This window comes from Aeromonas sp. QDB39, from assembly GCF_027707585.1.
In the GTDB taxonomy this organism is placed as follows: Bacteria; Pseudomonadota; Gammaproteobacteria; order Enterobacterales; family Aeromonadaceae; genus Aeromonas; species Aeromonas hydrophila.
In genome coordinates, this window is sequence record NZ_JAPCIV010000018.1 from 1 (window position 1) to 14981 (window position 14981).

The window sequence follows — 14981 nt, forward strand, 5'->3', positions numbered from 1 at the left end:
CTGCAAAGTAAAATGGAGGGTTTTCTTGCCGCCAAGGATCTGATGGCGCAGGGGATCAAGATCTGATCAAGAGACAGGTTCACCACTCACCGAGCCCAAGCGGAACAGGCTGAGGTAGACCAGCGTCAGACCCATCCCGGCGATGAGGCCGGCCAGTACGGTGTAACGGGTCAGCAATTTGGCGCTGCTCACCCCGCGCGAGCGGGCGGCATTGACGATGACGATGCCAAACACCATGGCGCCCAGCGTGTCCATGGTGAGGTAGCCATTGACGAAACCGTTGGAGAAAGGCTGATGCTGGTAGCTTTCGACGGCAGGGATGGCAGAACCGGCAGGCCACAGCAGAACGGCGAGACCCAGCGCCGCCAGCGCCAGGATCTTGATCGGCGCCAGCACGTGGCCCACGGTGTCGAGCAGCCGGCCCGGATAGAGGGAGATGCCGATCACCAGGCTGAAGTAGACCAGGCTGTAGATCAGCAGGGCTGAGCCATCGTCGCCAAACAGCGGCGCCAGCCCCACCTCGTAGGAGACGGTCGCCGTACGCGGGGTGGCAAACAGCGGTCCCACGGCCAGATAGCAGACGGTGGCGAGCAGCAACCCGGCCTTGCGGCCGATGGGTGCACTCAGGGCATCCACACCGCCCCCGACCTTGGCCAGCGCCACCACGGTGAGCACCGGCAGGCCGACTGCCGTCAGCAGGAAGCCGGCGGCGGCGCCCCACACCTGTTCACCGGCCTGCAACCCCACCATGGGCGGGAAGATGATGTTGCCGGCACCGACGAAGAGCGCGAAGGTCATGAAGCCCAACGCGACTATGTCTCTGGATGTTAATTTTTGGTTATTCATGCTGCGTAATCTGCCTATGACAATGTCAAATCATGACGGAAGTCGGCACGAATGGTTTATTCGTGCAAAAAATCCGCAGATAGTTTTATTAAATTTTTATGTTTCGCGACCTGCGAAGGGCGACAAGTAGAGCGTTTGTGCCAACTGGAGGCAAGTGCGGCACGGCAATCCAGTCACTTCATCCAGAAAATAATTAAGCAATGGTGTTTGATATTGGTGTGGTGCAATTTTGCAACAGATGATAACGCCGCAACCGGCGTCATTTGTTACCCGTCTTGCCGTTCGCTGCATCCGCAGGTTCAAGTCTCCTGCTGACCACCCGCCCAGGCGAGCGATGAGCCCAAAAACAACAGGGCGCCCGAAGGCGCCCTGTGTGATGAAATGGCGGCAAGCCCGGCATCACTCCGCCGGCTTGTGCTTGCGACTCGCCTTGAGCTCGAGAAACTCGATGATCTTGCCGGCCACGTCCTTGCCGGAGGCCGCTTCCACCCCCTGCAGGCCGGGGGAGGAGTTCACCTCCAGCACCAGCGGGCCACGGGCACTGCGCAGGATATCCACCCCTGCCACGTCCAGCCCCATGATCTTGGCGGCCTGCACCGCGGTGGCCCGCTCTTCCGGGCTTATCTTGATCGCCTCGGCGGTGCCGCCCCGATGCAGGTTGGAGCGAAACTCCCCCGGCTGGGCCTGGCGGCGCATGGCGGCCACCACCTTGCCGTTGACCACCAGACAGCGGATGTCGGCGCCGTTGGCCTCGCGGATGTACTCCTGCACCAGGATGTTGTTGTTGGTCTGGATGAAGGCCTCGATCACGCTCTCGGCGGCCTTCTGGGTTTCGCACAGCACCACGCCGATCCCCTGGGTTCCCTCCAGCAGCTTCACCACCAGCGGCGCACCGCCCACCATGGTGATGAGGTCGGGCACGTCGTGGGTGCTGTGGGCATAGCCGGTCACCGGCAGGCCGATGCCGTGGCGGGAGAGCAGTTGCATGGCCCGCAACTTGTCGCGGGAGCGGGAAATGGCCACCGAGCTGTTGAGCGCCATGGTGTTCATCATCTCGAACTGGCGCAGCACGGCGGTGCCGTAGAAGGTGATGCTGGCCCCGATGCGCGGGATCACCGCATCATAGCTCTCCAGTTCCCGTCCTTCGTAGTGGATGGAGGGGTTGTGGGAGGCGATGTTCATGTAACAGCGCAGGGTGTCGAGCACCTCGACCTGATGACCGCGTGCCTGCGCCACCTCGACCAGACGGCGGGTGGAGTAGTTGTTGGGCTCACGGGATAAAATGGCGATCTTCATGACAATTCCGCTAGAAGGCAGTGCCTGGGCAGGATGGGGCGGGAGAGTATAAGGTGCCACAGCGCCAAGACAACGCCAATTGTTTCTCCTGACAACAAGACAAACCACACAGAAACCTGCGCTGCCATCCCACCGTCACCAGATTGTCAAACGGCGGCACCAGACTGGTCTGTCCCCCAGTACAGGATGCCGCCGTTGTTCATCCAGGATCAAGCGGGATTGACCCGGTTGCCACCCCTTTAATGCAGGTTCGGCCCTAGCCAGCGCTCGGCTTCGGCCAGCGTCATCCCCTTGCGCTGGGCATAATCTTCCACCTGATCCTGCTGGATCTGCGCCACCGCGAAGTACTTGCTGTCGGGGTGGGAGAAATACCAGCCCGACACCGCCGCCCCCGGCCACATGGCGTAGGATTCGGTGAGCTTCATGCCGATGGCCTGCTCCACCCCCAGCAGTTCCCAGATGCTGCCCTTCTCGGTGTGCTCCGGGCAGGCCGGGTAACCCGGTGCCGGGCGGATGCCGCGATAGTTCTCGCGGATCAGCTCTTCGTTGCTGAGCGCTTCGTTGGGGGCATAGCCCCAGTGCACTTTGCGCACCTGCTCGTGCAGGTACTCGGCGAAGGCTTCGGCGAGGCGATCGCACACCGCCTGAATGAGGATGGCGTTGTAGTCGTCGTGCTCTGCCTTGTAGGCCTTGGCGATGGCCTCCTCGCCGATGCCGCCGGTCACCGCGAAGGCGCCGATCCAGTCGGGCTTGCCGCTCTCCTTCGGGGCCACATAGTCTGCCAGACAGTAGTTGGGGAAGCCCTGCTTCTCGCTCTGCTGGCGCAGGTGGTGCAGCACTTTTTTCACTTCGCTGCGCGACTCGTCGCTATAGACCTCGATGCTGTCTCCCACCGCATTGGCCGGGAACAGGCCGATAATACCGGCGCCGCGCACGCTCTGATCCTTTTCCAGCTGGTCGAGCATGGCGTTGGCGTCGGCGTAGAGGCGCGTGGCCTCCTCCCCCACCACCTCATCTTCCAGGATGCGGGGGAACTTGCCCGCCAGCTCCCAGCTCAGGAAGAACGGCGTCCAGTCGATGTAGGGGCGCAGCACCGAGACCGGCACATCCTCGAAGGTCTGCACGCCGGGTTCCCGGGGTGCCGGCGGCTGGTAGCCAACCCAGTCCAGCTGATGGCGGTTGGCACGGGCGTGGGCCAGACTGACCGGCTTCGAGCGTGGCTGCTTGCGGGCGTGCTGCTCGCGGGCAATCTCGTACTCCTTGTCGATGCGGGCCACGAAGGCGGGCTTGAGCTCCGGGCTCAGCAGACTCTGGGCCACCCCCACCGCACGGGAAGCGTTGGAGACATAGACCACGGGTTCGGAGTAGTTCTGCTCTATCTTCACCGCGGTGTGGGCCTTGGAGGTGGTGGCACCGCCGATGAGCAGCGGCAACTTGAAGCCCTGGCGCTCCATCTCTTTGGCCACGTGCACCATCTCGTCCAACGACGGGGTGATCAGGCCCGACAGGCCGATGATGTCGGCATTGACCTCCCGCGCCGTCTTGAGGATCGTCTCGCAAGAGACCATGACCCCGAGATCGACAATCTCGTAGTTGTTGCACTGCAGCACCACACCAACGATGTTCTTGCCGATGTCGTGCACGTCCCCCTTCACGGTGGCCATCACAATTTTGCCGTTGCTGGAACCGCCGGACTTCTCCGCCTCGATATAGGGCTGCAGGTAGGCCACCGCCCGCTTCATCACCCGCGCCGACTTCACCACCTGGGGCAGGAACATCTTGCCGGCGCCGAACAGATCGCCCACCACGTTCATGCCGTCCATCAGCGGCCCCTCGATCACGTGCAGCGGCTTCTCGGCACCGGCCCGCGCCTCTTCGGTATCCTCCTCGATGAAATCGGTGATCCCCTTGACCAGCGCGTGCTCCAGCCGCTTGCCCACCGGCCAGCTGCGCCACGCCTGATCCCGCGGATCCTCCGCCTGGGCACCGCCACCGCGATAGCGCTCGGCGATGGCCAGCAGCGCCTCGGTGGCGTCCGGATTGAGGTTCAGCACCACCGCCTCGACCTTCTCCTTCAGCTCGGCGGGGATGTCTTCGTAGATGGCCAGCTGGCCGGCGTTGACGATGCCCATGTCCATGCCGTTCTGGATGGCGTGATAGAGGAACACCGCGTGGATCGCCTCGCGCACCGGCTCGTTGCCGCGAAACGAAAACGAGACGTTGGAGACGCCGCCGGAGATCATGGCGTGGGGCAGGTTCTGCTTGATGTCCTTCACCGCCTCGATGAAGTCCACCGCATAGTTGTTGTGCTCGTCGATGCCGGTCGCCACCGCGAAGATGTTGGGGTCGAAGATGATGTCTTCCGGCGGGAAGCCCACCCGGTCCACCAGAATGCGGTAAGCGCGCTGGCAGATCTCGAACTTGCGGGCACGGGTATCGGCCTGGCCCACCTCGTCGAACGCCATCACGATGACCGCGGCGCCGTAGCGGCGCAGCAATCTGGCCTGCTGGATGAACTTCTCCTCCCCCTCCTTCATGGAGATGGAGTTGACCACCGGCTTGCCCTGCACGCACTTGAGGCCGGCTTCCAGCACCTCCCACTTGGAGGAGTCGATCATCACCGGCACCCGGGCGATGTCCGGCTCGCCAGCAATCAGGTTCAAGAAGCGCACCATGGCCGCCTCGGCGTCCAGCATCCCCTCGTCCATGTTGATGTCGATGATCTGGGCGCCGCTCTCCACCTGCTGCTTGGCGACGTCGAGGGCCTCGTCGTAGAGCCCTTCCTTGATCAGCCGCTTGAACTTGGCCGAGCCGGTGACGTTGGTGCGCTCCCCCACGTTCACGAACATGGATTCGGGGGTGATGATGAGGGGCTCGAGGCCCGACAGCCGGCAGGCTACCGGCAGCTCGGGCAGGGCGCGCGGCTTGCTGCCCGCCACGGCGTCCGCCATGGCGCGAATATGGGTCGGGGTGGTGCCGCAGCAGCCGCCCACCAGGTTGAGAAAGCCGCTCGCAGCCCACTCGCGGATATGCTCGGCCATCTCGACGGCATCGAGGTCGTACTCGCCGAACGCATTGGGCAGCCCGGCATTGGGGTGGGCGCTGACATGGGTCTCGCTGATGCGCGACAGCTCCTCCACGTACTGGCGCAGCTCATCCGGCCCCAGCGCGCAGTTGAGACCGAACGAAACGGGTTTGACGTGGCGCAGCGAGTGGTAGAAGGCTTCGGTAGTCTGACCCGAGAGGGTACGGCCGGAGGCGTCCGTGATGGTGCCCGAGATCATCACTGGCAGGCTGTAGCCCAGCGCCTCGAACACCCCTTCCACCGCGAAGGCGGCGGCCTTGGCGTTGAGGGTATCGAAGATGGTCTCGATCAGAATGATGTCGGCACCACCCTCGATCAGGGCGTGGGTCGATTCGGTGTAGGCGGCCACCAGCTGGTCATAGGTGACGTTGCGCTTGCCGGGATCGTTCACGTCCGGCGAGATGGAGGCGGTGCGGTTGGTCGGGCCCAAGACCCCGGCCACGAAGCGCGGCTTGCGGGGCTCTTTCGACGTCCACTCGTCTGCCACCGCGCGCGCCAGCCGGGCAGCCTCGCGGTTGATCTCGGCCGAGAGATCTTCCATCTCGTAGTCGGCCATGGCGATGCGGGTGGCGTTGAAGGTGTTGGTCTCGAGGATGTCGGCGCCGGCGGCGCAGTACTGCTCGTGGATCTCGCGAATCACGGCGGGACGGGTCAGCACCAGCAGGTCATTGTTGCCCTTGATGTCGGTGTGCCAGTCGGCGAAGCGCGCGCCGCGATAATCGGCCTCACCGAGCTTGTAGCCCTGGATCATGGTGCCCATGGCGCCATCGATGATCAGGATCCGCTCCTTGAGACAGGCTTCCAGTTTGTTTGTCACATCCGACTTTTTGTTCGACACCGCTCGTTCCTCTTACATCCATGCAACTGCGTAAACAGCATCCTAACAGCAAACAAATCAAATGGAAATCTAGCCGTCTATCTGTCTATATCAGTGACCTATATACTCATAAATGGGTAATGAGTAACATGTGACCCAAGAGTACCCTATGCCCGTCCTCAATCCGGACACGTGCTTGCTGTTTACTAAAGAGAAAAATAACTATGAGCGTCTACTACACACTCTGCTTCCTGGCAGCGTTGGCGATCTTTATCGCCTTTGCCAATCAGTATGTTGTGAAGATCCAGACCACCATCGCCATCACCGCGGGCTCCATGCTGATCTCCGCGCTGCTGGTGCTGTTCGGTAAGCTGGGCTGGTTCAATCTGGAACCCCTGGCCGTCAAGACCATGGAGAGCATCGACTTCCAGAATTTCCTGCTGAAGGGGATCCTGGGCTTCCTGCTGTTCGCCGGCGGTCTCGGGATCAATCTGAAAGCCCTGCGCAGCCAGAAGTGGGAGATCACCATTCTCTCCATCGTGGCGACCCTGCTCTCCACCTTCATGGTCGGCTACGGCTTCTGGTTCATCGCCAAGCTGCTCGGCTGGGAGCTGCCGCTGGTCTATTGCATGCTGTTCGGTGCCCTGATCTCCCCCACCGACCCCATCGCCGTACTGGCCATCGTCAAGAAGATGAAGGCGCCGCCCCAGATCGCCATCCAGATCGAAGGGGAGTCGCTGTTCAACGACGGTGTCGGCCTGGTGATCTTCGCCACCGTGTTCGCCGTGGCGTTCGGCGGCGTCGAGCCCACCTTCGGTAGCGTGGCCGGCCTGTTCCTGCATGAGGCCCTCGGCGGCATCCTGTTCGGCGCCGTGCTGGGCCTCATCGCCCACGTGATGATCAGCGCCACCGACGATGGTTCGCTGGAGCTGCTGTTGACCCTCTGCATCCCCACCGCCGGCTTCGCCTTCGCCAACATGATCGGCGTCTCTGGCGCCCTGGCCATGGTGGTGACCGGCATCATGATCGGCAACTGGACCCGTCATTCCGGCTTCTCCGAGCAGAGCAGCCATCACCTGGATCACTTCTGGGAGTTGATGGACCAGTTCCTCAACGCCCTGCTGTTCCTGCTGATCGGTCTGGCGCTGGTGCTGCTGGATCTGGCCTGGCGTGACTGGATCCTGCTGGTCATCGCGGTACCGCTCTGCCTCGCCTCCCGCTTCATCAGCGTGTCGCTGCCCTACATGGCCTTCCGCCGCTATCGCAGCTACAACAAGTTCTCGGTGCGGATCCTCACCTGGGGCGGCCTGCGCGGCGGTCTGGCCATGGCCATGGCGCTGGCGCTCCCCTCCGGCGTCATGATGCTGCCGGAACACGGCGTCGACCTGCGGGAAGTGATCCTGGTGATGACCTACTCGGTGGTGATGTTCTCCATCGTGGTACAGGGCATGACCATCACCCCGATGATCACCGCCGCCAAGAAGGCCAGCGGCCACTACTGAGTCACCGGCTGACGTCACCTGATGATGAAAAAAGGGCTCCCTCGGGAGCCCTTTTTGTGGCCGACAGACGACCCTCAAGGAAAAACTGCAAATAATTGTTTGCTTTTTACGCATGTCGAGGAGAGAATGCGCGCCGGCTAGTTAATCAGCCCTGATTATGTTTACCCTGAAATGCTTCACCTCACGATGAATCCTGCCAGTACCCGCATAACCTTCTTCTGATTTACTCGCCTTGAGAACCGTTCAGGCTGTCTGCCTGCGTTGCCCGGCTCTCACGGTGCAGACCCGATCTGCCCACTCCCAAGTAGCATCATGCATCCGCGTGGTCCTTGGCGCATTCCTTGAAAGTGCAGACGCCCCTGAACCGGGCTGGGTATTCCTGCGCGCTCGTCCGCAATCGTGCTGACCGCGCCCATTGACCTGACATTTGCCAATACAAGGAGCAAACACCTAATTGATATAGAGAAATACCATGATGAAAGCAGTACAAACACACAAGCCCCTGCGTCGCAGCAAGCCCATCAACCTGCCCGTGCAAGAGCACGATGACGACGGGTTCCTGATCCAGTTCAGCACCCGCTTCAGCGGCGGTTTTGCCATCTCCTGTGACGGCATCGCTGGCGAGTTCTCCATCGAAGACCTCAACTGATCCTGCCTGCCCAACGGCAGCGCCCGATGCAGACAGGCCGCAACTCACGGCGGCCTCTTTGTCTCACTCCCACAAATTTTCCCTGCATCGCCTAGCCAGCATCCGCACTCTTGGCCGCTCTCAGACCCGGCAGGCCTGCGCTCCTTCCGCCTCCAGCAGCAGACACTCATCCGCATCCTCGGCCAGCTTGACCAGCCTGCTCTGCACCAGCCCCAGCTTGGCCAGCAGCGCCACCGAGCGCTCGTTGCCCGGGGTAACGATGGCGACCACCCGCTCGATGCCGAGCCGCTCCCGACCATCCTGCAGCGCTGCCTGCGCCGCTTCGATGCCATAACCCTGACCGCGATAGGCGGGCAGGAAGGCGTAGCCGATGTCTTCACAAGGCAGGGTATCACGCTTGATCAGCCCGCAGATGCCGAGCTTGGCGCCGTCGCTGCGCCGGGCCACCAGATAGAGGCCGTGACCGTGGCGGGCATAGCTGACCGCCGGCCCCTGCTGGATGTAGTTTTCGGCATCCTGCAGAGTGCGGATGCCCCGATCGCCGATGTAGCGGTGAAAGTCGGGGTCGTTGAGCAGTTCGACAATGAAGGGGGCATCGGCAACGGTCAGTTCGCGCAGTTCCAGGCGCTCGGAGAGGATCATGACAAGGGCTCGCATAGAAGAGACAGGCCCCAAGACTGCCCCCGCTACCGGCTATTGGCAAGGCCGCCACCATGAAAAAGGGCCGCAGCGCGGCCCCGGTCAATGAAATCAGCCGCGTCAGGCCGCCAGCAGCCCGGCATAACCGTTGCCCTGCTCGCGCAGCGCCACGAACACCGCCGCGCAGTCGGACCAGGAGAGGCCGAGCCGCTCGGCCACCTGGGCGGGCCACTCGGGCGGCGCCTCGTCCCCCACGTCGGACTGCGCCGCCAGGGCGATGGCCAGATGGATGAGGGCAGCCTCGACAGAGAACTCCTTGGCCAGCAAGGGGTTGTAGTGATACTCCACCGCATGGCAGATGCTCAGGGGGAATTGCCAGCGCCTGGCCATCTCGGCCCCGGTCTGGGCATAGTTGAAACCGACCACCAGCTCCTCGGCCTTGGCGCGCCCCTTGCTGGGCTCCAGATCCTTGATGTGGTTCACCATGTTCTCCGGCAGCCCTACGTGCATGATGAGCCGCCCCATGTCGTAGAGCAGGGCGCAAGTGAATACCTCCTCCCCCTTCATGCCCTTGAGCTTGGCCAGCCGTCTGGCCAGTTCGGCCACGTCGAATACCTTGCCCCAGAAATGTTTGAGATCGATGCCGGGCACCGCATTGATGGAACCGGTCAGGCCGCAGGCGAGCACCATGTTGCGCACCACGTCGACCCCGAGCCGCACCACGGCCTCGTTGACGGTGGCAACCTGGCGACTGCCGCCAAACTTGGCGGAGTTGGCCAGCCGCAGCAGCTTGGCGGAGATCACCGGATCCTTGTTGATCTTCTTGGCAATCAGCAGGATATCCGGCTCTTTCTCGTTGAAGGTCTGCACCAGTTCGCGCATGACTTCCGGCACGTTGGGCAGGTTCTGAGGCTTGGATAACAGCGAGTCTATGGTGGGCATATTGATATCCGTCCATGCGATTTTATGATGGTTGTTGTTTGCCGACAGCAAACCCACATTAATTATGGGTAACAAAAACCTCCCCTACCGAAATGTTTTTATCGAAATATTTCAATGCGTTAATAGCTATCTCGCTATACTGGCATCCTTTATGACACGACGAGGCACAGCACATGAGCGAACCCACCGAGTTCTTCGACGAACAAACCCTGCTGGAGATGGTCGACAACCAGCTGAGCGACGGCCACCCGCTGCAGGTCAAGGCGACCCTGATGCGGCTGGTGATGAAGGGCACCCCCCGTGAAGAGGCGCTGCAATACATCGCCTGTGCCCTGGGGGCCGAACTGATGGCGATGGAAGCGGATCAGGGCCCCTTCAACCTCGAGCGCTACGGCCAATTTCTGGACTCCCTGCCCGAGATGCCCTGGGCCGAATAAACACCCACTCCCGCCGCCGGCGACCCGGTCGCCGGCCGGCTCCCGTTAGGCAAGCCATCCCGCCAGCCATTATCATTACTGCCACCGGACAGCAGGGGAGCAAGCATATGCGCTGGCAAGATCGCCGTGAGAGCAACAATGTGGAAGACAGGCGCCAGCAGGGCAGCGGGGGCGGCATCCCCATCGGCGGCAAGGGGCGCCTGATCCTGCTGGTGGTGGTCATGGTGGCCGGCTACTACGGGGTGGACCTCTCCCCCCTGCTCAGCGAGCCGACCACCCAGAGCCAGCCCCAGCGTCAGGAGATGTCTCAGCCGGCCAAGGATCCCCTCGCCAGGTTCACCTCGGTGATGCTCGCCTCCACCGAAGATGCCTGGGGCGACATCTTCCAGCAGAGCGGCAGCCGCTATCAGGCCCCCAAACTGGTGCTCTATCGCGGTTCAACCCGTACCGGCTGCGGCCAGGGCCAGTCGGTGATGGGCCCCTTCTACTGCCCGGCGGATCGCACCGTCTACATCGATCTCTCCTTCTATCAGGAGATGCGCGACAAGCTGGGGGCCGACGGCGACTTTGCCCAGGGCTACGTGGTGGCACACGAGGTGGGCCACCACGTGCAGAACCTGCTCGGCATCGAGCGCAAGATGCGTGAACAGCAGCAGGGATTGAGCCGGGCCGATCAGAACAAGCTGTCGGTCAAACTCGAGTTGCAGGCTGACTGCTTTGCCGGCGTCTGGGGCCACTACATGCAGCGGGAGCAGGTGCTGGAGCATGGCGATCTGGAAGAGGCGCTCAACGCCGCCCAGGCCATCGGCGACGATCGTCTGCAGCAACAGAGCCAGGGCCGGGTGATCCCGGACAGCTTCACCCACGGCAGTTCGGCCCAGCGCTACGCCTGGTTCAAGCGCGGCTTCGACAGCGGCAAGCCCGCCAGCTGCAATACCTTCACCGCCCGCTAGACGCCCAAAAGAAGGGCCGGATCCTGACAGGATCCGGCCCTTTTTCCATTCATGGGTGAACGTCAGTACTGGGAGTTGACGATCACCTCCTCCCCCAACGCCCCAGCCAGCGGCAGCGGCCGGTAGGTGGAGTTGGCCGAGCGCAGCAACCGGATGCCGCGAATGCCGAGCTCCTGCGCCGCCTTGATGTCGCCATCGGCATCGCCGTAGAAGATCTTCATCTGCTTCTCCTTGAGCCACTGCACCTTGGTGTTCTGGCCTGGCTGATCGCCGGCGAAGATCACCGGGTTGAGCTGGTCGGCCGGAATGTTCATTGTCTGCTGCAGGGTCTTGCTGACGGTTTCGGTCTTGGTGGCCGAACGGCCGGTGACAAAGTAGATGTGATCGCCGCGTTGGAGGTGCATGGCGATAAGCGCCTTGCCCACCTCTTTCGGCACGCTGAACGCGTCCCAACCGTTGTTCATCTTCTCCCAGAAGGCCGGGTTCTTCAGGTAGCTCTCGTCATTGGGGGAGAACTCCTGCTTGCCGCGATAGAACCCCGGACTGGAGAAGAGCAGGGTGTCGTCGATGTCAAAACCGACCGCCATCGGCGGCAACCCATCCAGGCTTTTGGCTATCTGTTCCACCGAGACCCAGTGAATGGGGGCCTGCTGGGCCAGGGTCACCGCAGTGACACCGGCGGGGCTGGCCGGGGCTTCGACCGCCACGGCGGGCAGGGTCAGGCTGGCGGCGACCAGGGAGGCAAGCAGGGCAAAACGGGGGGATAAGGACATGATACGGCTCGTGACATGAAGGAAACAGGGGGCCGATCCTGCCCCATGCCGGCACCGGAAACCGTGAAACCCGCCACAAAACAGGGCCAAGTGACACGCATCGCCACGGCAAGCCCCCATCTTGGCGCAATCGCCAAACAGCATGGCGTGAGCACCAAGGCCGGTGCCGACGACAGGCCCCATACTGGCCACTCCCATCCACTCAGGAGCCCATCATGGATTACAAGCAACGGCTGCAAGCCTGCCTCAACCGGGTCATCTGCGACCCCGATTTCACCCCGGCCGAGCTCGATCACTGGTTCTGCCCGGACTATGTCCAGCTGGTGGATGACCAGCGGCTGGATCGCGCCGCCTTCGAGCAACACCTGCTGGTCCTGCGCCAGAGCCTGGCCCGCTGCGAGATCCACTTTGTCTCGCTGCTGGCCGAGGGAAACCGGGTCCACTCCCAGCATCGGGTGCGGGCCTGGCGTCACGATGGCGCCCAGATCGAGTGCAAGGTAAGCGCCCTGTTCACCTTTCAGGGTGAACGCCTGAGTCACACCGATGAGCTGACCTGCCTGCTGGCGGGGGAGCCGGCCGACCGAAATCTCGGCTCCCGCCTCACGGCCCCGCCGGTTCCCGCAAGAAGCGATTGAAAGCGTGAGAAAAGGCGCTGAAATCCCCGTAACCCAGTTCGAGGGCTATCCGCGACAGCGGCTGGCCCTGTTGCTGCAACTGGCGGGCCCGCCCCATCACCACCTGTTGCCGCCATTGCCGAAAGCTGCAGCCCAGCTGCTGGCTGAATAACCGGTTGAGGGTGCGCACCGAGGCACCTGAATCGGCCGCCAACTCCGCCAACCCGTGTTCGATGGAAGGGTGCCGGCAGACCCGCTCCAGCACCCTCAGCAGCCGTACGTCCAGCGCCGCGCTCAGCATGAATCCAGCCGCCACCGGCGCCTGTCGCAGCTCGGCCGCCAATACCGTCAGATAGGCATCCCTGAGCCCCGGCCCCGCCATGTCCGCCAGCCGCTCGAACAGGCCGGCCAGCAGCGGGCTCACCTGGCGGGTCGTCAGCTCGCGCCCCCCATCCAGGTCATCCAGATAGATCAGACTGAGCCGGGAGTGACGCAGCACCCTGAACTCATGGGCCAACCCGGCCGGGATCAGGCAGAGCTGGCCCGCCACCAGCAGCACGCCTGCTGCCTGGCTGCTGATCACGCCACCACCCCGATGCAGATAGCAAAACTGTGAGCCGCCGTGACAGTGGAGGGCGGTGAGCGCGCCTTGCGGGTAGTCGCGATACAAGAGATTCATGACGAACTCCCCAGGCCCAAGGCCCACCCACCAGCAGGCTCTTTCGGCACTTCTTGTCCCCCGCTCTCGCCCCGGTGGGCTATAACTGCTGTACGCCTTCTAATGACATTCAAATCAATTGCACCATTTATTGGAGATGCCATGGACGTGCACACCGCCGCTGCCCATTCGAACACCGCCACTCCCGCTTCACCCCAGGCCAGACTGGAGGCCATCGACCAGCTGATGGCCCGGCTCGAGCTCGCGCCAGACGGCTTGATCCTGGATGCCAACCCCCGTTTTCTCGCCATCATGGGATATCAGCTGGCCGAGCTCAAGGGTCAGCACTACAGCATGCTGCTCCCCGCACAGGCGGCAGAATCCGCCGACGAGGCCGCCCGTTGGCAGGCGCTGCGGACGGGGCAGGCACAGGAGGGAGAGTTTCACCGGCTCGATCGGCAGGGACGGGACATCTGGCTGCGAGGCAGCTGCAGCCCCCAGCTGGATGAACAGGGCGCGCTGGTCCAGGTCATCGAATACACCATGGATCTGACCGAGCAGAAGCAGCTGAACGCCAACTTCGAGGGGCAGCTCAACGCCCTCAGCCGGGTCATGGGCAAGGTGGAGTTTTCACTGGATGGCATCATCCTCGATGCCAATGCCCGCTTTCTGGAGACGGTGGGCTATCAGCTGGAGGAGCTGAAGGGCCAGCACCACCGGCTGCTGGTCGATCCTGACTACGCCCAGTCGGCCGACTATCGCAGCTTCTGGGAGACGCTGCGCCGTGGTGAATACCTGGCGGGAGAGTTCTGCCGACTTGGCAAGCAGGGGGAAGAGGTCTGGATCCAGGGATCCTACAACCCGGTGCTGGATCTCACCGGCAAGCCCAGCAAGATCGTCAAGTTTGCCACCGACATCACGGCCCAGGTGGCGCAGCATCGCCAGCTCAAGCGCGCCATGGAGGAGGCCGAAGAGGCCGCCAGGGTGCGCGAGGAGCTGCACAAGTCGCTGCAGGAGATGTCGACCCCGGTCACCCCCATCTGGGACGGGATCCTGCTGCTGCCGCTGGTGGGGATCATCGATTCCATGCGCACCGCCGACGTGATGAACAAGTCGCTCACCAAGATTGCCGAGACCCGGGCCCGGGTCTTCGTGCTGGACATCGCCGGGGTCGCCACCGTGGATACCGGCGTCGCCAACCAGCTGATCAAGATCACCAAGGCGACCCAGTTCATGGGGTGCGAGGCCATCATCTCCGGCGTCTCACCGGCCATCGCCCGCACCATGGTGGAGCTGGGGGTTTCTGTCGGCGACATCCGTACCACGGCGACCCTGCGGGATGCCTTCGAGATCGCCCTCAAGCGGGTCGGCTCCACCCTCTAGGAGAGATGCATGCTGCTCAACAATGATCTGGGCATCGCCGACGTGGCCGACTGCATCGTGGTCAGCATGCGCCCCGACCTCGGTGACGAGGGCATGCAGCAACTGATGCAGGCCCTCTCCCAGCGGCTGATGCTGGGCCGCCTGCACGCGGTACTGCTCGACTTCTCCGGGGTCATGCTGCTCGATCACCACGAATTCAGGCAGGTACGCAAACTGGCCGAGGTGTGCCGCCTGCTCGGTGCCGTCTGCCTGCTGGTGGGACTGAATGCGGGGATCGCCGCCTTCCTGGCGCTGGCCGATGCCGAGCCAGGGCCGCTGCGCTGCTTTCTCGACATGGACGATGCCTTCGCCCATGTTCGCACGACGCTCAAGGATGAGGAGTAGCGC

At 62.9% G+C, this 14981-nt stretch carries 14 protein-coding genes; 7 read left to right on the forward strand and 7 right to left on the reverse strand.

All coding sequences use genetic code 11. From position 1 onward, the window contains the following. Window positions 1-66 precede the first annotated feature (66 nt). The 3 genes from brnQ to metH all read right to left on the reverse strand — a co-directional run bounded on the left by brnQ (window position 67) and on the right by metH (window position 6065). A complete protein-coding gene (gene brnQ / locus PG899_RS12055; RefSeq protein WP_333563642.1) occupies window positions 67-846 on the reverse strand; it encodes a branched-chain amino acid transport system II carrier protein in 780 nt (259 codons plus the stop codon). Between the two features lie 399 nt (window positions 847-1245). Next, window positions 1246-2142 (reverse strand): 30S ribosomal protein S6--L-glutamate ligase, encoded by an 897-nt coding sequence (gene rimK, locus PG899_RS12060; protein WP_016349212.1) that lies wholly within the window; start codon window positions 2140-2142, stop codon window positions 1246-1248. Between the two features lie 239 nt (window positions 2143-2381). Further along, window positions 2382-6065 carry a methionine synthase gene (metH, locus tag PG899_RS12065; protein WP_270697381.1) on the reverse strand — a complete coding sequence of 1228 codons (3684 nt, stop codon included), beginning with the start codon at window positions 6063-6065 and terminating at the stop codon, window positions 2382-2384. A 203-nt stretch (window positions 6066-6268) separates the two neighbouring features. On the opposite strand from metH, the gene PG899_RS12070 reads away from it, so the two are divergent. Next, a complete protein-coding gene (locus PG899_RS12070; protein ID WP_024945658.1) occupies window positions 6269-7546 on the forward strand; it encodes a cation:proton antiporter in 1278 nt (425 codons plus the stop codon). Window positions 7547-8018: 472 nt separating this feature from the next. Then, complete coding sequence (locus tag PG899_RS12075; RefSeq protein WP_017408838.1) at window positions 8019-8195, forward strand: hypothetical protein; 177 nt, start codon at window positions 8019-8021, stop codon at window positions 8193-8195. A gap of 120 nt (window positions 8196-8315) precedes the next feature. Here PG899_RS12075 and PG899_RS12080 read toward each other — a convergent pair whose 3' ends face one another. Then, a complete protein-coding gene (locus PG899_RS12080) occupies window positions 8316-8837 on the reverse strand; it encodes a GNAT family N-acetyltransferase (protein ID WP_016349191.1) in 522 nt (173 codons plus the stop codon). A 117-nt stretch (window positions 8838-8954) separates the two neighbouring features. After that, a complete protein-coding gene (locus tag PG899_RS12085; protein ID WP_024945656.1) occupies window positions 8955-9776 on the reverse strand; it encodes an HDOD domain-containing protein in 822 nt (273 codons plus the stop codon). 173 nt (window positions 9777-9949) lie between these two features. Between PG899_RS12085 and PG899_RS12090 the strand changes: the two genes are divergently transcribed. Together PG899_RS12090 and ypfJ are read left to right on the forward strand one after the other, a co-directional pair. Then, window positions 9950-10213: a hypothetical protein gene (locus PG899_RS12090; RefSeq protein ID WP_005308154.1), complete on the forward strand. Its 264-nt coding sequence runs from the start codon at window positions 9950-9952 to the stop codon at window positions 10211-10213. Between the two features lie 107 nt (window positions 10214-10320). Continuing rightward, window positions 10321-11166, forward strand: coding sequence for a KPN_02809 family neutral zinc metallopeptidase (ypfJ, locus tag PG899_RS12095; RefSeq protein WP_270697382.1), 846 nt, complete (start codon window positions 10321-10323; stop codon window positions 11164-11166). A gap of 62 nt (window positions 11167-11228) precedes the next feature. Here ypfJ and aphA read toward each other — a convergent pair whose 3' ends face one another. Then, window positions 11229-11939: an acid phosphatase AphA gene (gene aphA, locus PG899_RS12100; RefSeq protein ID WP_270697383.1), complete on the reverse strand. Its 711-nt coding sequence runs from the start codon at window positions 11937-11939 to the stop codon at window positions 11229-11231. 215 nt (window positions 11940-12154) lie between these two features. Between aphA and PG899_RS12105 the strand changes: the two genes are divergently transcribed. After that, window positions 12155-12574: a nuclear transport factor 2 family protein gene (locus PG899_RS12105; protein ID WP_270697384.1), complete on the forward strand. Its 420-nt coding sequence runs from the start codon at window positions 12155-12157 to the stop codon at window positions 12572-12574. Here the strand turns inward: PG899_RS12105 and PG899_RS12110 are convergent. Beyond that, window positions 12540-13232: an AraC family transcriptional regulator gene (locus PG899_RS12110; protein WP_270697385.1), complete on the reverse strand. Its 693-nt coding sequence runs from the start codon at window positions 13230-13232 to the stop codon at window positions 12540-12542. The genes PG899_RS12105 and PG899_RS12110 overlap by 35 nt on opposite strands. Before the next feature lie 141 nt (window positions 13233-13373). On the opposite strand from PG899_RS12110, the gene PG899_RS12115 reads away from it, so the two are divergent. Both PG899_RS12115 and PG899_RS12120 read left to right on the forward strand, forming a co-directional pair. After that, window positions 13374-14594 carry a PAS domain-containing protein gene (locus tag PG899_RS12115; RefSeq protein WP_044798970.1) on the forward strand — a complete coding sequence of 407 codons (1221 nt, stop codon included), beginning with the start codon at window positions 13374-13376 and terminating at the stop codon, window positions 14592-14594. A 9-nt stretch (window positions 14595-14603) separates the two neighbouring features. Beyond that, window positions 14604-14978, forward strand: a complete 375-nt coding sequence (locus PG899_RS12120; protein ID WP_270697386.1) for an anti-anti-sigma factor — start codon at window positions 14604-14606, stop codon at window positions 14976-14978. The last annotated feature ends 3 nt before the right edge of the window (window positions 14979-14981 follow it).